Source organism: Enterobacter sp. ECC_219_Taxon_10 (assembly GCF_058354905.1).
The window spans coordinates 1,460,882-1,480,812 of record NZ_CM178005.1 but is presented as its reverse complement, the minus strand read 5'-3'; the positions used below and the strand labels follow the sequence as shown (position 1 = coordinate 1,480,812).

The following is a 19,931-nucleotide window of genomic DNA, read 5'->3' as shown; positions in this document are numbered from 1 at the left end:
AAATGAGTCTGAAAGATAAAACACAATCCCTGTTTGCTGAGAAATTTGGCTACCCTGCCACCCACGTTATCCAGGCGCCCGGCCGCGTTAACCTGATCGGTGAACACACCGACTATAACGACGGCTTCGTGCTGCCGTGCGCCATCGATTACCAGACGGTCATCAGCTGTGCGAAGCGCGACGACCGCAAAGTCCGCGTCATTGCGGCAGATTACGGTAATGAGACGGACGAGTTTTCCCTCGATGCCCCGATTGTGACGCACGACAGCCAGCAGTGGTCTAACTACGTACGCGGCGTGGTGAAGCATCTGCAGAAGCGCAACAAGAACTTCGGCGGTGCCGATTTAGTCATCAGCGGCAACGTGCCTCAGGGTGCGGGCTTAAGTTCGTCGGCCTCGCTCGAAGTGGCCGTGGGAACCGTCTTCCAGCAGCTGTATCATCTGCCGCTGGACGGCGCGCAAATTGCGCTGAACGGCCAGGAAGCGGAAAACCAGTTCGTGGGCTGCAACTGCGGCATTATGGACCAGCTGATCTCTGCGCTGGGCAAAAAAGAGCACGCGCTGCTGATCGACTGCCGCTCGCTGGGCACCAAAGCCGTTCCGCTGCCAAAAGGCGCGGCCGTCGTGATTATCAACAGCAACTTTAAACGCACGCTGGTGGGCAGCGAATACAACACCCGCCGCGAACAGTGCGAAACCGGTGCGCGCTTCTTCCAGCAGCCTGCCCTGCGCGACGTGACGCTCAATGAATTTAACAAAGTGGCGCACGAACTGGATCCGGTTGTCGCCAGGCGCGTACGTCACGTGCTGACGGAGAACGCCCGTACCGTTGAAGCCGCGTCCGCACTGGCGAAAGGTGACCTGAAACGCATGGGTGAACTGATGGCAGAATCTCACGCCTCCATGCGCGATGATTTTGAAATCACCGTGCCGCAGATCGACACCCTGGTGGACATTGTGAAAGCGGTCATTGGCGACAAAGGCGGCGTACGTATGACGGGCGGCGGTTTTGGCGGCTGCATCGTTGCGCTGGTTCCGGAAGAGCTGGTCCCTGCCGTCCAGGACGCCGTGGCGAAGCAGTACGAAGCGCAAACGGGCATCAAAGAAACGTTCTATGTATGTAAAGCATCACAAGGAGCCGGACAGTGCTAAACGAAACACCTACCCTCGCACCGGATGGTCTGCCGTATCGCCTGTTAACCCTGCGCAACAGCGCGGGGATGGTGGTTACGCTTATGGACTGGGGTGCGACCCTGCTATCAGCCCGCGTACCAATGCCGGACGGCAGCGTGCGCGAAACCCTGCTCGGCTGCGCCTCGCCTGAGCAGTATGTCAATCAATCCGCCTATCTGGGCGCGTCCGTAGGGCGCTATGCCAACCGTATCGCGAAGAGCCGCTTTGAGCTCGACGGCGTCCAGTACGCCCTGCTTCCAAGCCAGGGTGAGAACCAGCTGCACGGCGGGCCGGACGGCTTTGACAAACGCCGCTGGAAGATTGTTCGTCAAAACGACGGGGAAGTGCTGTTCTCACTGGATTCGCTTGATGGCGATCAGGGCTTCCCGGGGAATCTTATCGCATCCGCGCGCTTCACGCTGACCGACGACAACCGAATCGCCATTGAATACCGTGCGACGGTCGATAAGCCGTGTCCGGTCAACCTGACTAACCATGCCTACTTCAATCTGGACGGCAACCAGTGCGACGTGCGTAACCACAAGCTGCAGATCCTGGCTGACGCTTATCTGCCGGTTGACGAGATGGGCATTCCGTATCAGGGCCTTAAAGACGTGAGCGGGACCAGCTTTGATTTCCGCAGCGCTAAAGTTATCGCCCAGGATTTCCTGAGCGATGACGATCAGCGCAAGGTGAAAGGCTACGATCACGCGTTCCTGCTGCACGCCAAAGGTGATGTAAAACAGCCTGCCGCGCAGGTCTGGTCTGCGGATGAGAAGCTGCAGATGATGGTGTATACCACCGCCCCTGCCCTGCAGTTCTACTCAGGCAACTATCTTGGCGGCACGACGGCGCGCGAACACGATGAGTACAGCGACTGGCAAGGGCTGGCGCTGGAGAGCGAATTCCTGCCGGACAGCCCCAATCATCCTGAATGGCCGCAGCCGGACTGCGTGCTGCGCCCGGGCGAAGAGTACGTGAGCGTCACAGAGTATCATTTCATTCCGCATTGATTTCCAGCCCTCCCATCGGAGGGCTTTTTTCTGCGCGTCTTGCTGAAAATAGCGCCGATCGCAGACAAAATCATAACCCTGGATTCACAAGCATCTTACACTCAGAGACTATTTTCGCTATGGTTAGGGTTAAGCGTTGCTGGTGGCACCGCCACGGCAATATAATGAGAATTGTTATCATTCTAAAAATGCTTGAGGAGTAAGAGATGGCTATTACTAAGCTGGTTCTGGTGCGTCACGGCGAAAGCCAGTGGAACAACGAAAACCGCTTTACCGGTTGGTACGACGTTGATCTGTCTGAGAAAGGCGTAAGCGAAGCAAAAGCAGCAGGTAAACTGCTGAAGGAAGAAGGCTTCAGCTTTGATTTTGCTTACACCTCTGTGCTGAAACGTGCCATCCATACCCTGTGGAACGTGCTGGACGAACTGGACCAGGCCTGGCTGCCGGTTGAGAAATCCTGGAAACTGAACGAGCGTCACTACGGTGCGCTGCAGGGCCTGAACAAAGCGGAAACCGCTGAGAAATACGGTGACGAGCAGGTTAAACAGTGGCGTCGCGGCTTCGCGGTCACCCCACCAGAGCTGACCAAAGATGACGAGCGCTACCCGGGCCACGACCCGCGTTACGCGAAACTGACCGACGCTGAGCTGCCAACCACCGAGAGCCTGGCGCTGACCATCGACCGCGTTGTGCCTTACTGGAACGAAACCATTCTGCCACGTCTGAAAAGCGGCGAGCGCGTGATCATTGCCGCTCACGGTAACTCCCTGCGCGCGCTGGTGAAATACCTGGACAACATGGGTGAAGACGAGATCCTCGAACTGAACATCCCAACTGGCGTACCGCTGGTGTATGAGTTCGACGAAAACTTCAAGCCAATCAAACACTACTACCTGGGTAACGCGGACGAAATCGCAGCGAAAGCAGCGGCTGTCGCGAATCAGGGTAAAGCGAAGTAATTTTCGCCGGACGTAAAAAAAGCGCGGAGCCTTCCGCGCTTTTTTATTTGTGCCTGAGAATTCAGCCGCGACGCGCTTTTACCGCATTCGCCAGCTGACGCAGGATGGCATCGGTATCTTCCCAGCCGATGCAGGCATCAGTCACGCTTTTGCCATACACCAGCGGCTCGCTACCTTCCAGGTTCTGGTTCCCTTCGACCAGATGACTTTCAATCATCACCCCAATTACCGCCTTCTCACCGTTGGCGATCTGCTGGCAGACATCTGCCCCCACTTCCATCTGCTTTTTGAACTGCTTGCTGGAGTTGGCGTGGCTGAAGTCGATCATCACCTGCGCCGGCAGCCCGGCTTTTTCCAGCCCGGCCTTCACCTCTGCCACATGTTTTGCACTGTAGTTTGGCTCTTTGCCACCGCGCAGAATGATATGGCAGTCGCCGTTACCGCTGGTGTTAACGATGGCAGAGTGACCCCATTTGGTCACAGACAGGAAGCAGTGCGGCGCCCCCGCTGCGTTGATGGCGTCGATAGCCACCTTAATGGTACCGTCAGTGCCGTTTTTGAAACCCACCGGGCAAGAGAGACCGGAAGCCAGCTCGCGGTGGACCTGAGATTCAGTGGTGCGGGCACCAATCGCGCCCCAGCTCATCAGATCTGCCAGGTATTGTGGCGTGATCATATCCAGGAACTCGCCGGCAGCTGGCAGGCCGCTGTCGTTGATCTCCAGCAGCAGCTTGCGCGCAATGCGCAGGCCGTCGTTGATCTGGAAGCTGTTATCCATGTGCGGATCGTTAATCAGCCCTTTCCAGCCTACTGTCGTGCGCGGTTTTTCAAAATAGACGCGCATCACGATTTCAAGCTCGTCCTTCAGCTCTTCACGGAGGGCGAGCAGACGGGCCGCATACTCTTTCGCGGCGGCAGGATCGTGAATGGAGCACGGGCCAATCACCACCAGAAGACGATCGTCATTACCTTTCAGGATCTTGTGGATCGCTTTACGAGCATGAGAAACCGTGTTTGCGGCATTTTCAGTGGCGGGGAATTTCTCAAGGAGCGCTACAGGAGGTAATAACTCATTGATCTCTTTAATGCGTAAATCGTCGTTCTGATAATTCATCTTCTTTCCAGCTCTGCCATATCTTTAGTAATGAAAGCAATCCTTTCAATCTATCTTGTCGACCAGGAAGTGTAAACACGGTTTTACACTTCACGCAGATAATTCCTGGAATTCGCCTAAAAATCGCCACAAAATAGCGAAAAATGAGATCTAACCTAAGCTTTTTAACTGTAACAACCATTTTTACACGCTTAAACGCGATTCCATACTGACGTAAGTCCGTAAGGCGGAATCTTTCGCCTCTAAAAAGATGCACTGTTGGAGAATGTTATCCAGCGTAACGACAAGAACAGGAGCACCATGATGAAAATGACAAAACTGACAACCCTCTTCCTGACTGCCACACTCACCCTTGCCAGCGGCAGCGCCCTGGCCGCAGAAACGGGTACTTCAGACAGCAACGGTGATGCCAATGCGGCAGCAGCAGCAGGCCAGGTTGCGCCTGATGCGAAACAGAATATCGCCCCGAACAATGTCGATAACAGCCAGATCAATACCGGGAACACCAATACCGGCGGCACCATGCTGCATCCGAACGGCGGTGCTTCCGACACCATGAATCATGACAATATGAGCTCGGATGAGGTTCATAAGAACTCGATGTGCAAGGACGGCAAATGTCCCGATCCGAACGACAAAGTGGGTAACGACGCCAATACCAAAACTGATGGCACAACCCAGTAATTCTTGATGCTTTAAATGCGAAAGGAGAGCCCTGGCTCTCCTTTCTTTTTGGAGTAACCTGTTAAAAACGCTACACTAAAATAATAACGAATCAGGAAAGCAGACATGGCGCACACCCACTCACACGCATCTTCTCCCGGAAATGACAACGCAAAACGACTCATGCTGGCCTTTGGCGTTACGGCCACGTTTATGGTTATTGAGGTCATTGGCGGCCTGGTTTCCGGCTCTCTGGCGCTGCTGGCTGATGCCGGACATATGCTGACCGATGCCGCCGCGCTGCTTTTCGCCCTGCTGGCGGTGCAGTTTGCTCGCCGCCCGCCCAACGCACGCCATACCTTCGGCTGGCTGAGGCTGACGACCCTCGCCGCGTTTGTTAACGCCATCGCGCTGGTGGCGATCACCCTTCTTATCGTCTGGGAGGCCGTACAGCGCTTCAGGCACCCTCAGCCGATCGCCGGGACAACGATGATGGTCATTGCCGTGGCGGGACTATTGGCGAATATCCTCGCGTTCTGGATTTTGCACCGCGGTAGCGGGGAAAAGAACCTCAACGTGCGCGCTGCGGCCCTGCACGTTCTGGGAGATTTACTCGGCTCGGTCGGAGCGATTGTCGCCGCGCTGGTGATCCTCAATACCGGCTGGACGCCCGTCGACCCGATTCTCTCCGTGCTGGTGTCGTGTCTGGTCTTGCGAAGCGCCTGGCGGCTGCTGAAGGAGAGCGTCAATGAACTTCTTGAAGGTGCACCGACATCCATAGACATTGACGAGCTGAAACGTAACCTGCGCCGCTCAGTTCCGGAAGTACGCAACGTGCATCACGTGCACGTTTGGCTGGTGGGGGAGAAGCCGGTCATGACGCTGCACGCGCAGGTGATCCCGCCTCATGACCACGACGCGCTGCTTGAACGCATCCAGCATTTTCTTGAACATCACTACGAGATTGGTCACGCTACCATCCAGATGGAGTATCAGCTCTGTAACGGGCCGGACTGCCACCTTAATGAGGCGCAGCCCGACCATTCACATCATCACCACCATTAGCGGGAAAGCGCGTGAGAGCCTCGCTCACGCGCGCTGTTAATCCACATTCGGCTGCCGTTCAGGGCAATGAAGGTCAGCAGCAGATACTCCAGCGACATCGCATAGACGCCCTGCAGAGCAAAAATTACCACGCTGATGACGTTGATGATGACCCACAGCAGCCAGTTCTCAACGTATTTGCGCGTCATCAAGACCATCGCCGCAATCGACAGCACCATCATGCAAGAGTCCCAGAACGGGAAGGCATCCGGTTGAAGCTCCGGCATCGTCACGTTCAGGCCAATAGCGGACATGACCGAAACGGCAACGCGGGTCAGGAACGCAAACACCGGGTTGATATAGACGGTCATTAAACCAATGGCAACCACGCAGGCAACGAACCAGGCGATGGCTTTTGGCAGGGGCAGCCAGCGGATCTGCAGCTCAGCCTCCTGCTGGCTGTTTTGCCGGGACCAGGCGTACCAGCCGTAAATATTGGCGGCGAAGAAAAACAACTGCAAAAGCAGACTGGCATACAGCTGGATCTGGAAGAAGATAATCGCAAACAGCGTGACGTTAATCAGGCCGAACGCGTAGTTACCGATCTTCTCAAGGCTTGCCAGCCAGATACACAGCAAACCCGCCAGCGTGCCTACGGCTTCAATCCATGACAGGTCATAGCCACCTGCACCAATCGGTATATGAACCAGAATGTTCTGCGTGCTAAAAAAATCCATCTTTTCCCCAGGGCGTTTTTAAATTAAGTACGTAGTGTAGCCGCAAAATCCAGCATGCGGTTAAGCGGAATTAACGCACCTTCACGCAGGGCGGCGTCGACGTGGATTTCATGCGCCGCACCGCCCGTCTCGAGCCCTTCGGCAATCGCTTTCAGGCCGTTCATCGCCATCCACGGGCAATGCGCGCAGCTGCGGCACGTCGCGCCCTCCCCCGCCGTTGGCGCTTCCAGGAGCTCTTTCTCCGGCACGGCCTGCTGCATCTTATAGAAGATACCGCGATCGGTCGCCACAATGAGCTGCTTGTGCGGCAGCGTCCTGGCCGCGTTGATAAGCTGGCTGGTTGAGCCAACGGCATCGGCCATATCAACAATCGACTGCGGTGATTCTGGGTGAACAAGAATGGCGGCATCAGGATAAAGCGCCTTCATGCGCGCCAGCGCCTGGGTTTTGAACTCGTCGTGAACGATACAGGCACCTTGCCAGCAGAGAACGTCAGCGCCCGTCTGCTTCTGGACATACTTTCCAAGATGGCGGTCAGGGGCCCAGATAATTTTCTCACCCAGGCTGTCCAGATGCTCAATAAGCTCAACGGCGATGCTCGACGTGACCACCCAGTCTGCGCGCGCTTTTACCGCCGCGGAGGTGTTGGCGTAAACCACCACGGTTCGGTCAGGATGGGCATCGCAGAATGCGGTGAACTCATCAATCGGGCAGCCGAGATCGAGTGAACACTCCGCGTTAAGCGTCGGCATCAGAATGGTTTTTTCCGGGCTCAGGATCTTTGCCGTTTCGCCCATAAAACGCACGCCTGCAACCAGCAGCGTGGAAGCGGGATGTTTTGCCCCGAAGCGGGCCATCTCCAGTGAATCAGAAATACAGCCCCCGGTCTCTTCCGCCAGCTGCTGAATTTCCGGGTCGGTGTAGTAATGGGCCACCATCACCGCATCGCGCTCTTTAAGAAGCCGTTTGATCTTCTCGCGATAGAATTGTTTTTCATCCTGACTCAGCGGAACAGGCTTTGGCGGAAACGGATAGATGGCGGCTTCAGGATCGAACATCACACTCATTATGGCTTCTCGTTTTACTGGCTTAACAATATTGCCTTTCTTTTGCATGACAAAGCAAAACGCGCGGCAATTGTGTTTTATATACTAAACAAGATAGCGAATCCGGAGTGAAAAGTCACCGGGAATAGATGAGCAGAGCATTTGTTGTCGCGCAGATAGCAAAAAGGCGCCTTTAGGGCGCCTTTCTACATTGGTGGGTCGTGCAGGATTCGAACCTGCGACCAATTGATTAAAAGTCAACTGCTCTACCAACTGAGCTAACGACCCCTTGCGGGATGTACTTCAAATTTATTCAGGCTGGTGGGTCGTGCAGGATTCGAACCTGCGACCAATTGATTAAAAGTCAACTGCTCTACCAACTGAGCTAACGACCCATTTGGGTGTTGCCTGAATTATCACTCGGAACCAATAAAATTGGTGGGTCGTGCAGGATTCGAACCTGCGACCAATTGATTAAAAGTCAACTGCTCTACCAACTGAGCTAACGACCCGAGTGGTGGGTGATGACGGGCTCGAACCGCCGACCCCCTCCGTGTAAAGGAGATGCTCTACCAACTGAGCTAATCACCCACTCTGTACTGCCGGTAATGCGTTAAGTGGTGGGTCGTGCAGGATGACTCGGCTTCGCCTCGCCCTACGGGCCGTTGCTTACGCAACGTTATCCTTCACGGTTTACTACTACTTCCACCTGACTTAGTGGTGGGTCGTGCAGGATTCGAACCTGCGACCAATTGATTAAAAGTCAACTGCTCTACCAACTGAGCTAACGACCCACTTTTACGCTGTTTTCACGTTGTTTGATATCCCGTGGCAACGGCGGCATATATTACTGATTTAAGAATTCTGCGCAACAAAAATTTCGATGAAGATCACTTAACTGCTTACGAATCATGCTGCACGACCAGAAATAACGCGATTTCTGGTCATGCGATAATCATCCCATCGAATTCAGGCGTTTTTGCGCCTGCTTAGCACCTTCGGTGCCCGGGAATTTTGCGACCACCTGCTGATAAACCGCTTTGGCTTTCGCCGTGTCGCCTTTGTCCTGCATGATCACGCCAACTTTATACATCGCGTCTGGCGCTTTCGGCGATTTCGGGTAATTTTTCACCACTGAGGCAAAATAAAACGCCGCATCGTCCTTTTTACCCTTGTTGTAATTCAGCTGACCGAGCCAGTAATTGGCATTTGGCTGGTAGGTTGAATCAGGGTATTTCTTAACAAAGTTCTGAAACGCAGCAATCGCGTCGTCCTGACGAGACTGATCCTGCACCAGGGCAATGGCCGCATTGTAGTCCGTATTTGCGTCACCACTCTGTACAGGCGCCCCTGTTGAGGCTGAAGCATCAGCAGACGGTGCGGGTGCGGAGGTCGCTGCACCGCTCTGATCGCCTGCCGCTGGCTGTGCTGCTGCACCACCGCTGCTCAGGCTATCTATCTGCAACAAGATTTGCTTCTGACGTTCCACAACCTGGTTAAGCTGATACTGGCTTTCCTGAATCTGACCGCGGAGAGAGTCAATATCATTTTGGTTATCGGAAAGTTGCTGCTGGAGTTGGGTTAAAAGCTGACTGTGAGCGTTAGAAATACGCTCGAGCTGAGTGACCCGGTCTTCTACCGAGCCTGAGCCGACACTACTGATTGGTGCCTGAGCAAAAGCGGCCCAGGGGGCCGCTATTCCAACCAGTAACGACAGACTCAACAGATGATGTCTGAAGTTACTGCTCATGCAATTCTCTTAGTAAACCAGTACGGCACGACGGTTTTTGGAGTAAGCCGCTTCGTCGTGACCCAGTACTGCAGGTTTTTCTTTACCGTAAGAAACGATGGAGATCTGGTCAGCAGAAACGCCTTTACCCTGCAGGTACATCTTAACGGCGTTAGCACGACGTTCACCCAGGGAGATGTTGTACTCTGGAGTACCACGTTCGTCCGCGTGACCTTCTACGGTGACTTTGTAAGATGGGTTGCTACGCAGGAAGTTAGCGTGAGCATCCAGCATCGCAGCGAAGTCAGAACGGATGTCGTATTTATCCAGATCGAAGTAAACGATGTTGTTCTGCTGCAGCTGCTGCATCTGAAGACGCGCTTGCTCTTCAGAAGACATGTTGCCATTGCCGTTCGCGTCCATACCGGTACCGGCACCCATCATGCCTTCGCCGCTCTGGTCATTGCTGGCGTTCTTGTTAGAAGAACACGCTGCGATTGCCATTACAGGCAGAGCGATCATCAGCCCCTTCAGCACTTTGTTCAGTTGCATTTCTATGATTCCTTTAGTAATCAATTAATTATTATTTACAGATACGGCGACCAGGCAGGTGATTTTACCTGTCCATCAGTAGCCGGAATACGCGCTTTGAAACGCCCATCTGTAGAAACCAGATTCAGCACAGATCCCATCCCCTGAGAAGAGCTGTAGATTACCATAGTGCCGTTAGGTGCCAGACTTGGCGTTTCATCCAGGAACGTTGACGACAGAACTTGAACGCCACCCGCTACCAGATCTTGTTTGGCAATGTGCTGCTGCCCACCATTGGAGCTGACCATTACCATGAATTTACCGTCGCTGCTCACGTCTGCGTTCTGGTTCTGAGAACCTTCCCAGGTAATACGCTGCGGAGCGCCGCCGTTGATGTTCACTTTATAGATTTGTGGACGGCCGGCCTGGTCAGAGGTAAACGCCAGGTTTTGACTGTCCGGGAACCATGATGGTTCGGTGTTGTTGCTGCGACCATCGGTCACCTGACGGATCTGGCCGGAGCCAATGTCCATCACGTACAGGTTAAGGCTACCGGTTTTAGACAGCGCAAACGCCAGTTTAGACCCATCCGGAGAGAAGGAAGGCGCACCGTTGTGACGTGGGAACGACGCAACCTGACGAACCGCACCGTTAGCCAGCGTCTGGATAACCAGCGCAGAACGACCGCTCTCAAAGGTAACATACGCCAGTTTAGACCCGTCCGGAGACCAGGCTGGAGACATCAGCGGCTGTGAAGAGCGTTTTACCAGGAACTGGTTGTAACCGTCGTAGTCAGAGACGCGCAGCTCGTACGGGAACTGACCACCATTGGTCTGCACCACATAAGCAATACGGGTACGGAACGCACCTTTAATGCCGGTCAGTTTTTCGAATACCGCATCGCTGGCCGCGTGTGCCGCGTAGCGCAGGTACTGTTTCGTGACCTTGTAAGAGTTCTGTGCCAGAACGGTACCCGGTGCACCGCCGGTATCCACCAGCTGCCAGGCCACGTTGTATGAGCCGTCCGGGTTAGGGGTAACCTGACCCACAACCACCGCATCAATACCCAGCGCAGACCATGCAGCAGGCTGTACTTCCTGCGCACTACCCGGCTGCTGAGGCAGACGAGAACGATCTAACGGGTTGAATTTACCGCTGTTACGCAGGTCAGCCGCCACGATGCCGCCAGCATCTTCAGGTGCAGCGCCAGGACCGGCCCACTGGAACGGAACAACACCGATTGGGCGTGCCGAGTCCACCCCCTGGGTGATCTCGATACGTACTTCTGCGTGCAGGACTGCTGCCCACAGCATTAAAAAACCAAATGCTACACGTAATGCCTGCTTCATCATATCTCCCTTATCCGGGTAACCTTACCCACGATAATTTAGCAGAATGTTAACAAACTCAAATAGACAAAACTACCAGAACCCTGTGACTAAACCTGGTCTATTTTTCCCCGTTTGCACGGGGAAAATGTAACTTAAGGTTTGAAGTCCAGCGGTGCATTTTTGAAGACTTCGTAGACTGCCTGCGAAGGCGGTTTAGGCATCTTCGCCTGACGCGCTGCAGCCAGAGCCGCAGTACATAAAGCCGGGTCGCCACCTTCAGACTTAATGTCAAGCAGCATGCCGTCCGGAGCCAGTTTTATACGCAGCGTACACGTTTTACCGGTATAGGAAGACGCGTCATAGAACCGGCTTTCAATCGCCGATTTAATCTGCGCGGCATAGCCGTTGATTTCGGCCCCTGTCGCACCGTTACTCTTAGTGTTACCACTTCCGGTCGGCGCTGCGTTGTTTCCTTTCGCCCCACCGCCCGTTTTCGGTGCATTCTTACCGGAGCTTAAATCCCCCAGCAGATCGTCAACCCCTGCGGCAGCAGCGGCTTTTTCAGCGGCAGCAGCCTTTTTCGCAGCCGCTTTTTCAGCAGCAGCTTTCTTATCGGCAGCGGCCTTCTCAGCTGCAGCTTTTTTATCTGCAGCGGCTTTTTCCGCGGCGGCAGCTTTTTCTGCAGCAGCCTTTTCGGCAGCAGCAGCTTTCTTCGCAGCCTCGGCAGCCGCTTTCTTCTCTGCTTCCTGAGCGGCTTTTTTCGCGGCTTCGGCTTCAGCTTTCTTCTGAGCATCAGCTGCGGCTTTCTTCGCAGCTTCCGCTTCGGCTTTTTTCTGAGCATCCGCAGCGGCTTTCTTCGCCGCTTCCGCTTCGGCTTTTTTCTGAGCATCCGCAGCCGCTTTCTTCGCCGCTTCTGCCGCTAATTTCGCCTGGGCATCAGCCTGCGCTTTAGCATCTGCTGCGGCTTTGGCAGCCGCCTCTTCCGCCTGCTTTTGCTGTTCCTGCGCTTTCTTCGCGGCCTCTTCGGCTTGCTTCTGCTGTTCCGCCTGCGCTTTCGCTGCTTCCTGCGCCTGCAAACGTTCTTTCTCAAGCTGCTTCAAACGCTCCTGCTCGGCGGCCTGCTTTTCACGCAGCTCTTCCGCCTGCTGTTGCGCCTGTTTTTCACGCTGCTCTTCAGCCCGTTTGGCACTCGCCTTCTGCTGTTGTTCGCGATTATAGTTCTGCACTACCGCACCGGGATCCACCATTACGGCGTCAATGGAAGATCCTCCACCGCCGCCTGCTGATGCATCAATATGCTCGTCGAACGAACTCCAGATCAGCGCTGCAAAAAGAATAACGTGCAGCACTGCGGAGACGATTATCGCTCGCTTAAGCTTGTCGTTCTGTTCGGTTGCCTTTGACACTATCGGTTCCCAAAAACTACGCGGATGATCAAATAGGTTGAGTCATTAAGCCAACTGACTTAACACCCGCACTATGTAGCAAGTTCAGCGCTTTAATAATTTCATCGTAGGGTACGTCTTTCGCGCCACCGATTAAGAAGACCGTTTTCGGATTTGACTCGAGGCGACGCTGCGCCTCAGCAATCACCTGCTCGGGTGGAAGCTGATCCATGCGATCTTTTTCTACCACCACGCTGTACTGCCCTACGCCGGAAACTTCAATGATGACCGGAGGATCGTCATTGGTGCTCACCGCCTGTGATTCTGTCGCATCCGGAAGATCCACCTCCACGCTCTGGGTAATGATTGGCGCTGTTGCCATGAAGATCAGCAGCAGTACCAACAGGACGTCCAGCAGTGGAACGATATTGATTTCGGACTTGAGCTCGCGACGACCTCGTCCACGCGATCTGGCCATGGTTTACCCCTTGTTGCTCTCGGTGCTGGTAAACGCCTGACGGTGCAGAATCGCGGTGAACTCTTCCATAAAGTTGTCGTAGTTCAGTTCCAGTTTGTTCACGCGCTGGTTCAGACGGTTGTAAGCCATAACCGCCGGGATAGCCGCAAACAGACCGATAGCGGTCGCAATCAGTGCTTCAGCGATACCCGGTGCAACCATCTGCAACGTCGCCTGCTTCACCGCGCCAAGCGCGATAAAGGCGTGCATGATCCCCCACACGGTACCAAACAGACCGATATACGGGCTGATGGAGCCGACAGTGCCGAGGAAAGGAATGTGCGTTTCAAGATTTTCCAGCTCACGGTTCATAGAGATACGCATCGCACGCGAGGCGCCTTCCACGACCGCTTCCGGCGCATGATTGTTTGCACGATGCAGACGAGCAAACTCTTTGAATCCGCTATAGAAAATTTGTTCGGAGCCGGTCAGGTTTTCACGGCGTCCCTGGCTCTCCTGATACAGACGAGAAAGCTCAATACCCGACCAGAACTTATCTTCAAACGCTTCCGCTTCACGGCCAGCAGCATTGAGGATACGCGTTCTCTGGATGATGATGGCCCAGGATGCGATTGAAAAACCAATCAAAATCAACATGATAAGTTTAACCAGAAGGCTTGCCTTCAGGAACAAATCAAGGATATTCATGTCAGTCACTGCTTAAACTCCGCGACAATAGACTTAGGAAGCGCACGAGGCTTCATTATGGTTGGATCAACACAAACAATCAGTACTTCAGCTGAGTTCAGTACGGTGTTCTCTGCGTTGACTATCCGCTGCGTGAATACCAGTGAGGTCCCGCGCATTGATGTAATTTCAGTTTGGACTTCGAGCATATCGTCGAGTCTGGCAGGCGCAAAATACTCAAGCGTCATCTTGCGTACCACGAAGGCAACTCGCTCAGCCAACAGCACCTGTTGACTAAAGTGATGATGGCGCAGCATCTCTGTGCGTGCCCGTTCATAAAAAGCAACGTAGCTGGCGTGGTAAACCACACCACCGGCATCGGTATCTTCGTAATAGACACGAACCGGCCATCGAAACAGCGTTGTATTCACTTTACATCCCGGTAATGCAATAAAAGTTAATGCTTTTAAACTTCGCTACTATACGCGCGGGAAAGATGGTTTGGAATGGGAGAAAGTAAACGGAGAGTAAATTTTTATGGGCTCGGGTAAGCCCATAACGTTATAGGACGTTTCTTATTCAGAAGAAGAAGAAAATCAATCCGGCGAGAAGGACCAGATCGGCAATGAGCGGGCAGAAAATGCCCTGCCAGTGAACCGCTTTTGGACGAAAGCCCACGCCGTGGATCACCCCGGCACACACCGCCCACATGATGAGGAAGCCGTGCCAGATCTCAAGCTCGCTGGTCTTTGCCGCAAAGCGCGACGGGTCCCAGAAGATACAGCCTGCCAGCAGTAATGCCATCACTAAAGAAAGCGCCCGTAACGGGCGCTTATCCATTACCGCGTAAAGTTTCGCGATAATATTCATCAGTGTTTTTCTTCACCCGCTTTGGTCGCTTCTACGTGCTCAAGCGCCAGGGCAGTAATGACACCAAAAGCACAGGCAAGAAGCGTCCCTAAAATCCATGCGAAATACCACATATTCAGCTCCTTACTTAGTACATAGAGTGGGTGTTGCTTTCGATATGTTCTTTAGTGATACGACCGAACATTTTCCAGTAACACCAGATGGTGTAAGCCAGAACAATCGGAACGAACACGCAAGCAACGTAAGTCATTAAGTTCAGCGTCATATGGCTGGAGGTTGCATCCCACATGGTCAGGCTAGCATTCAGCATGGTGCTGGACGGCATGACGAATGGGAACATGGCAATACCCGCCGTCAGGATGATGCACGCCAGCGTCAGTGAAGAGAACACGAACGCCAGAGCACCTTTCTCCAGACGAGACGTCAGCACGGTCAGCAGGGGCAGCAGTACACCCAGAGCCGGGATCGCCCACAGCGCAGGGGTATTGTTGAAGTTCACCAGCCAGGCACCAGCCTGACGCGCCACTTCTTTGGTCAGCGGGTTAGACGGTGCCGAGTGGTTAATCGCGGACGTCACCACGTAACCATCAATACCGTACACCACCCACACGCCTGCCAGAGCAAAGCAAACCAGCGTCACCAGTGCCGCAACCTGAGCAGTAGCACGAGAGCGCAGGTGCAGTTCACCGACGGTACGCATCTGCAGGTAGGTTGCGCCCTGAGTGATGATCATCGCCACGCTCACCACACCGGCCAGCAGACCAAACGGATTCAGCAGCTGGAAGAAGTTACCGGTGTAGTAAAGACGCATGTATTCGTCGAGGTGGAACGGTACGCCCTGCAGCAGGTTACCGAACGCCACGCCAATCACCAGCGGTGGAACGAAGCTACCGATGAAGATGCCCCAGTCCCACATGTTGCGCCAGCGGGTGTCTTCAATCTTGGAACGGTAGTCGAAACCGACCGGACGGAAGAATAAAGAGGCCAGTACCAGAATCATCGCCACGTAGAAGCCTGAGAACGCAGCCGCGTAGACCATCGGCCAGGCAGCAAACAGCGCGCCGCCTGCGGTGATCAGCCACACCTGGTTACCGTCCCAGTGAGGGGCGATAGAGTTAATCATGATTCGACGCTCGGTGTCATTGCGACCGAGGAAACGGGTGAGCATCCCCACCCCCATGTCGAAACCATCCGTGACGGCGAAACCGATCAGCAGAACGCCAACCAGCAGCCACCAGATAAAACGCAATACTTCATAATCGATCATTTGATGACTCCTGTCTTAGCGTGCCGGCTGAGTAGTCACAGTGGACTGCTCGTAGTGATAGCGACCGGTTTTCAGGCTGCTTGGGCCAAGGCGCGCGAACTTGAACATCAGGAACAGTTCAGCCACCAGGAACAGGGTGTACAGACCACAGATCAGCAGCATGGAGAAGATCAGATCGCCTGCCGTCAGGGAGGAGTTCGCTACCGCCGTTGGCAGCACCTCACCAATCGCCCATGGCTGACGGCCGTATTCTGCGACAAACCAGCCGGACTCAATTGCGATCCACGGCAGTGGAATACCGTACAGCGCGGTACGCAGCAGCCATTTTTTCTCGCCGATGCGGTTGCGAATCACGGACCAGAAGGACGCCGCAATGATCAGCAGCATGATGATGCCGCAGCCCACCATGATACGGAATGCGAAGTACAGTGGCGCAACGCGAGGAATCGAGTCTTTGGTCGCCATCTGAATCTGTGCTTCCGTCGCATCAGAAACGTTCGGGGTATAGCGTTTCAGCAGCAGACCGTAACCCAGATCTTTCTTCACGTTGTTGAACTGGTCGCGAACAGCCTGGTCGGTAGAACCGGCACGCAGCTGTTCCAGCAGCGAGTAGGCCTTCATACCGTTACGGATACGCTCTTCGTGCTGAACCATCAGCTCTTTCAGACCCGTTACCTGCTTATCGACAGAACGGGTTGCAATGATACCCAGCGCGTAAGGGATCTGAATGGCGAAGCGGTTTTCCTGCGCGTCCTGATCGGGAATACCGAACAGCGTAAAGGCAGCAGGCGCCGGCTGGGTTTCCCATTCGGCTTCGATAGCGGCCAGTTTGGTTTTCTGCACGTCACCCATTTCGTAACCGGATTCATCACCCAGAACGATAACGGAGAGGATTGCAGCCATACCGAAGCTTGCAGCGATAGCAAAGGAGCGCTTGGCAAACGCGAAGTCACGACCGCGCAGCATATAGTAGGAGCTGATACCCAGCACGAACATCGCGCCGCACACGTAGCCAGATGCCACAGTGTGAACGAATTTAACCTGAGCAACCGGGTTCAGGACCAGCTCGGCAAAGCTGACCATCTCCATGCGCATGGTTTCGAAGTTGAAGTCAGACGCGATCGGGTTCTGCATCCAGCCGTTCGCCACCAGGATCCACAGCGCGGACAGGTTAGAACCTAATGCCACCAGCCAGGTTACGGCCATGTGCTGGACTTTACCCAGACGGTCCCAACCGAAGAAGAACAGACCTACAAAGGTGGATTCGAGGAAGAAGGCCATCAGACCTTCAATGGCCAGCGGCGCACCGAAGATATCCCCTACATAGTGGGAATAGTAAGACCAGTTAGTCCCGAACTGGAACTCCATGGTCAAACCGGTTGCCACGCCCAGCGCAAAGTTGATACCAAACAACTTGCCCCAGAACTTGGTCATATCTTTATAAATCTGTTTGCCGGAGAGGACGTAAACCGTTTCCATGATGGCCAGCAGGAACGCCATACCGAGCGTCAGTGGCACAAACAGAAAGTGGTACATCGCGGTCAAGGCAAACTGTAAGCGCGACAGTTCGACTACGTCTAACATTATGACTCCTTGCTCATCGCATGAAGACTCCGAGAGTGAACCCCGTCAGAGAGAGATCCACACGCATGCCCCAATACAAATTATTCGCATCCTGGTCGTCGTTATTACCCTGGAGAAGGATAAAAACGATAACGATAGGTTACAAATAGGTTAATAAAAAACTCAAATTGATCCCGCAAATATAATACGCTGCAAAACCCTTACAATAAACAGGTTTTTATTGAATCACATTTACGTTTTTCGACGACGATCAACTTATAGCAAAATCACCACATTTCGGCCATTTTGATCGGGAACAATTTAGCGCTTTTCTACTCATTTTTCCAAGAATTAAACATTGATTTAAATCAAAAAAGACCGGCAATGTTAACAAAGTTTAAGTGTGGTGATTTTGGTGAAATCCATGTTAAATACATGTATATACAAAAGTTGTGCAGGTTATCAAAGATGATGCAAATTTAGTTAAAAGTGATTTACCTTAACTACGCGCTCAATATCACCTCATCGCACCCTCTACATTAAAAAACCATCCTGTCGCCCCTCGCACAGATCTCCCTCCCCTCGCGGCCCCCCCTGTTCACGATCTGTAAGCCAGCCAAAGAGGAACATTTTTTCCGTGTTTCACTACCCTTACTGCGAATCGTCTGCTTCCTTCAAGCAATGGGGCAGAAAGGGGCTGATGCTATTATTAGCTTCAAAAAAAATTGCAGCAAAAAAGCGTGCCGGGCAGGTGAGTGAATTATTTACCCTTCGAATGATTGCGGTGTAATTAGCAGCTTGAGAATAAAAATAACACTATATCAATTAATTTAAATTATATATTTGCACAAATTAACCACAAAACCACGCTTTCCTGCGATTAATAAAAAAACAAAATCATATATTAAGAATTTATTTAGGCCAGCTTATCTTGTGAGAGCATTTTATTACTGAAATAATTATTTTTTAAATTTTTACCCACTCAAAGAGTTATTACCATATGAAATACCTACCTCTGCTCGGTGCTTTATTAATAAGCACGACCGCATTTGCGCATAATGACGATGCCTATAGTCACGATGCGGCAATTATGGATTATACCCAGACCGACTGGATGGCCCGCCTCCCTGGCAACCTTACCCTTTCACGATTGAGTATCCCAGGCACGCATGATTCAGGCTCACGCTACGGTGGAGATGCCATCGCCAACCAGGTCATGACCATTCCTCAGCAGCTTAACGCGGGGATCCGCTATCTGGATATTCGGGTGCGGCACATCGATGATGCTTTTGCTATTCATCACGGCGTGAAATATCAAAATCTTAACTTTGATGACGTAATGAAGTCGGTGACGGCCTTCCTGCAACAGCATCGCGGCGAAACCGTGGTGATGCGACTTCGCGAAGAGTATTCCCCGTCGAATAACACCCGAAGCATCAGCGAAACCATGGATAGCTATATTTCGACGTATCAAAATACGTTCCTGTCCGATTATGGTTACCTTCACGACCCTACGCTTAATCAGGTTCGCGGAAAAGTCTTTATTATTTGGGACAATTTTGAAAGCACCGGCAGTCCCCCCGTTGCATCCCGCCGTTTAAATAGTATCGAAATGCAGGATGCCTGGTCCGTAAGTTCAAACTGGGATCTCTACGGTAAATGGGAAAAGGTTAAAAAGTTTATTAATGATAATCAAAATTACGGTGATATCTCGATTAACTATCTGAGCGCGGCGGGGGGATCTTTTCCCTATTTTGTTGCCAGCGGCCACTCCAGCGCAGGCACATCGGCACCGCGCCTCTCAACGGGCCTGACCACGCCGGGATGGAAATATAAGTACCCTGATTTCCCACGGGTTAGCTGTTTTATCCGCATCTGTACGATCGCGTTTGAAGGCACCAACACGCTGACCCGCAACTATCTGAACAATAATTATGTTGAGCGCACAGGGATCATCGCCGCCGATTTCCCGGGCAAAGGGTTAATTCGCGCCATCATCAATAAAAACAACTTCTAAAAAAAGGCCGCTTTTCAGCGGCCAACCATGTCGAAACGACATATTTTATGATGTCGATGAAGTTAGAGCCAGGGATCGGGTCACAGCCGATGCCCACACAGGTGGACTGGCCGATGAATGTGGTCCGGCATGATGCCGATTTTGCATTCGCCAGGGGTGATAACGCCTGGGCAGTTCGGGCCGATCATGTGCACGCCTGCTTCATCCAGCTTCACCTTCACGGTCAGCATATCCAGGATGCGATTGGTTATCGAAGACGAAAAAAATATAAACAGAAGTGATTTTAATTAACGCGAGAGAAAAACGCCCTGCCGAAGCGAGACAAGCAATAAGCGTAGTCGGGCCA

General features: G+C 53.1%; 20 protein-coding genes, 5 tRNA genes and 1 pseudogene. 6 read left to right on the top strand and 20 right to left on the bottom strand.

Annotated elements, in window-relative coordinates:
* The first annotated feature begins 2 nt into the window (after nt 1-2).
* From galK to gpmA, 3 genes are all read left to right on the top strand, one after another.
* Entirely contained in the window at nt 3-1,151 is a 1,149-nt protein-coding gene (gene galK, locus AC4ICF_RS07065; RefSeq protein WP_116343346.1) for a galactokinase, read from the top strand.
* Complete coding sequence (gene galM, locus AC4ICF_RS07060; RefSeq protein WP_316380473.1) at nt 1,145-2,185, top strand: galactose-1-epimerase; 1,041 nt, start codon at nt 1,145-1,147, stop codon at nt 2,183-2,185. Before galK ends, galM begins: the two co-directional genes overlap by 7 nt.
* A 206-nt stretch (nt 2,186-2,391) precedes the next feature.
* Nucleotides 2,392-3,144 carry a 2,3-diphosphoglycerate-dependent phosphoglycerate mutase gene (gpmA, locus tag AC4ICF_RS07055; RefSeq protein ID WP_008501111.1) on the top strand — a complete coding sequence of 251 codons (753 nt, stop codon included), beginning with the start codon at nt 2,392-2,394 and terminating at the stop codon, nt 3,142-3,144.
* 61 nt (nt 3,145-3,205) lie between these two features.
* On the opposite strand, the gene aroG is transcribed toward gpmA, so the two are convergent.
* Nucleotides 3,206-4,258 (bottom strand): 3-deoxy-7-phosphoheptulonate synthase AroG, encoded by a 1,053-nt coding sequence (gene aroG, locus AC4ICF_RS07050; RefSeq protein WP_316380474.1) that lies wholly within the window; start codon nt 4,256-4,258, stop codon nt 3,206-3,208.
* A 303-nt stretch (nt 4,259-4,561) separates the two neighbouring features.
* On the opposite strand from aroG, the gene AC4ICF_RS07045 reads away from it, so the two are divergent.
* Complete coding sequence (locus AC4ICF_RS07045; RefSeq protein ID WP_116343343.1) at nt 4,562-4,942, top strand: protein YbgS; 381 nt, start codon at nt 4,562-4,564, stop codon at nt 4,940-4,942.
* Nucleotides 4,943-5,047: 105 nt separating this feature from the next.
* Nucleotides 5,048-5,986, top strand: coding sequence for a CDF family zinc transporter ZitB (gene zitB / locus AC4ICF_RS07040; protein WP_316380475.1), 939 nt, complete (start codon nt 5,048-5,050; stop codon nt 5,984-5,986).
* On the opposite strand, the gene pnuC is transcribed toward zitB, so the two are convergent.
* From pnuC to cydA, 18 genes are all read right to left on the bottom strand, one after another.
* The gene (pnuC, locus tag AC4ICF_RS07035; RefSeq protein ID WP_116343341.1) at nt 5,983-6,702 is read right to left on the bottom strand and encodes a nicotinamide riboside transporter PnuC; all 720 of its coding nucleotides are present in this window, start codon (nt 6,700-6,702) and stop codon (nt 5,983-5,985) included. The genes zitB and pnuC overlap by 4 nt on opposite strands.
* Nucleotides 6,703-6,725: 23 nt before the next feature.
* The gene (nadA, locus tag AC4ICF_RS07030) at nt 6,726-7,769 is read right to left on the bottom strand and encodes a quinolinate synthase NadA (RefSeq protein ID WP_232935961.1); all 1,044 of its coding nucleotides are present in this window, start codon (nt 7,767-7,769) and stop codon (nt 6,726-6,728) included.
* Nucleotides 7,770-7,960: 191 nt separating this feature from the next.
* Nucleotides 7,961-8,036 (bottom strand) — tRNA-Lys (locus AC4ICF_RS07025).
* A gap of 31 nt (nt 8,037-8,067) precedes the next feature.
* Nucleotides 8,068-8,143: transfer RNA gene (locus AC4ICF_RS07020), tRNA-Lys, on the bottom strand.
* A gap of 41 nt (nt 8,144-8,184) precedes the next feature.
* Nucleotides 8,185-8,260, bottom strand: a tRNA-Lys gene (locus AC4ICF_RS07015).
* A 3-nt stretch (nt 8,261-8,263) separates the two neighbouring features.
* Nucleotides 8,264-8,339 (bottom strand) — tRNA-Val (locus AC4ICF_RS07010).
* Nucleotides 8,340-8,466: 127 nt separating this feature from the next.
* Nucleotides 8,467-8,542: transfer RNA gene (locus AC4ICF_RS07005), tRNA-Lys, on the bottom strand.
* Between the two features lie 161 nt (nt 8,543-8,703).
* Complete coding sequence (gene cpoB, locus AC4ICF_RS07000) at nt 8,704-9,498, bottom strand: cell division protein CpoB (protein WP_116343917.1); 795 nt, start codon at nt 9,496-9,498, stop codon at nt 8,704-8,706.
* A gap of 9 nt (nt 9,499-9,507) precedes the next feature.
* On the bottom strand, nt 9,508-10,029 hold the full coding sequence (pal, locus tag AC4ICF_RS06995) for a peptidoglycan-associated lipoprotein Pal (RefSeq protein WP_003858578.1): 522 nt from the start codon (nt 10,027-10,029) through the stop codon (nt 9,508-9,510).
* A 35-nt stretch (nt 10,030-10,064) separates the two neighbouring features.
* Nucleotides 10,065-11,357 (bottom strand): Tol-Pal system beta propeller repeat protein TolB, encoded by a 1,293-nt coding sequence (gene tolB, locus AC4ICF_RS06990; RefSeq protein ID WP_116343916.1) that lies wholly within the window; start codon nt 11,355-11,357, stop codon nt 10,065-10,067.
* Nucleotides 11,358-11,491: 134 nt separating this feature from the next.
* The gene (tolA, locus tag AC4ICF_RS06985; protein WP_116343915.1) at nt 11,492-12,745 is read right to left on the bottom strand and encodes a cell envelope integrity protein TolA; all 1,254 of its coding nucleotides are present in this window, start codon (nt 12,743-12,745) and stop codon (nt 11,492-11,494) included.
* A gap of 28 nt (nt 12,746-12,773) precedes the next feature.
* A complete protein-coding gene (tolR, locus tag AC4ICF_RS06980; RefSeq protein WP_003858589.1) occupies nt 12,774-13,202 on the bottom strand; it encodes a colicin uptake protein TolR in 429 nt (142 codons plus the stop codon).
* Nucleotides 13,203-13,205: 3 nt separating this feature from the next.
* Nucleotides 13,206-13,898, bottom strand: a complete 693-nt coding sequence (tolQ, locus tag AC4ICF_RS06975) for a Tol-Pal system protein TolQ (protein ID WP_008501101.1) — start codon at nt 13,896-13,898, stop codon at nt 13,206-13,208.
* Complete coding sequence (gene ybgC / locus AC4ICF_RS06970) at nt 13,895-14,299, bottom strand: tol-pal system-associated acyl-CoA thioesterase (protein ID WP_003858593.1); 405 nt, start codon at nt 14,297-14,299, stop codon at nt 13,895-13,897. The genes tolQ and ybgC overlap by 4 nt, the downstream gene beginning before the upstream one ends.
* A gap of 148 nt (nt 14,300-14,447) precedes the next feature.
* A complete protein-coding gene (ybgE, locus tag AC4ICF_RS06965; RefSeq protein WP_008501100.1) occupies nt 14,448-14,738 on the bottom strand; it encodes a cyd operon protein YbgE in 291 nt (96 codons plus the stop codon).
* Nucleotides 14,738-14,851, bottom strand: coding sequence for a cytochrome bd-I oxidase subunit CydX (gene cydX / locus AC4ICF_RS06960; protein WP_003858598.1), 114 nt, complete (start codon nt 14,849-14,851; stop codon nt 14,738-14,740). Before cydX ends, ybgE begins: the two co-directional genes overlap by 1 nt.
* Nucleotides 14,852-14,865: 14 nt before the next feature.
* Nucleotides 14,866-16,005: a cytochrome d ubiquinol oxidase subunit II gene (gene cydB, locus AC4ICF_RS06955; RefSeq protein WP_028012386.1), complete on the bottom strand. Its 1,140-nt coding sequence runs from the start codon at nt 16,003-16,005 to the stop codon at nt 14,866-14,868.
* A gap of 15 nt (nt 16,006-16,020) precedes the next feature.
* Nucleotides 16,021-17,589 (bottom strand): cytochrome ubiquinol oxidase subunit I, encoded by a 1,569-nt coding sequence (gene cydA / locus AC4ICF_RS06950; protein ID WP_116343914.1) that lies wholly within the window; start codon nt 17,587-17,589, stop codon nt 16,021-16,023.
* Nucleotides 17,590-18,568: 979 nt separating this feature from the next.
* On the opposite strand from cydA, the gene AC4ICF_RS06945 reads away from it, so the two are divergent.
* On the top strand, nt 18,569-19,585 hold the full coding sequence (locus AC4ICF_RS06945) for a phosphatidylinositol-specific phospholipase C (RefSeq protein ID WP_316380476.1): 1,017 nt from the start codon (nt 18,569-18,571) through the stop codon (nt 19,583-19,585).
* A 43-nt stretch (nt 19,586-19,628) separates the two neighbouring features.
* On the opposite strand, the pseudogene AC4ICF_RS06940 reads toward AC4ICF_RS06945, so the two are convergent.
* Nucleotides 19,629-19,821 (bottom strand): annotated as a pseudogene (locus AC4ICF_RS06940) (succinate--CoA ligase subunit alpha); the annotation flags it as partial.
* Nucleotides 19,822-19,931 lie beyond the last annotated feature (110 nt).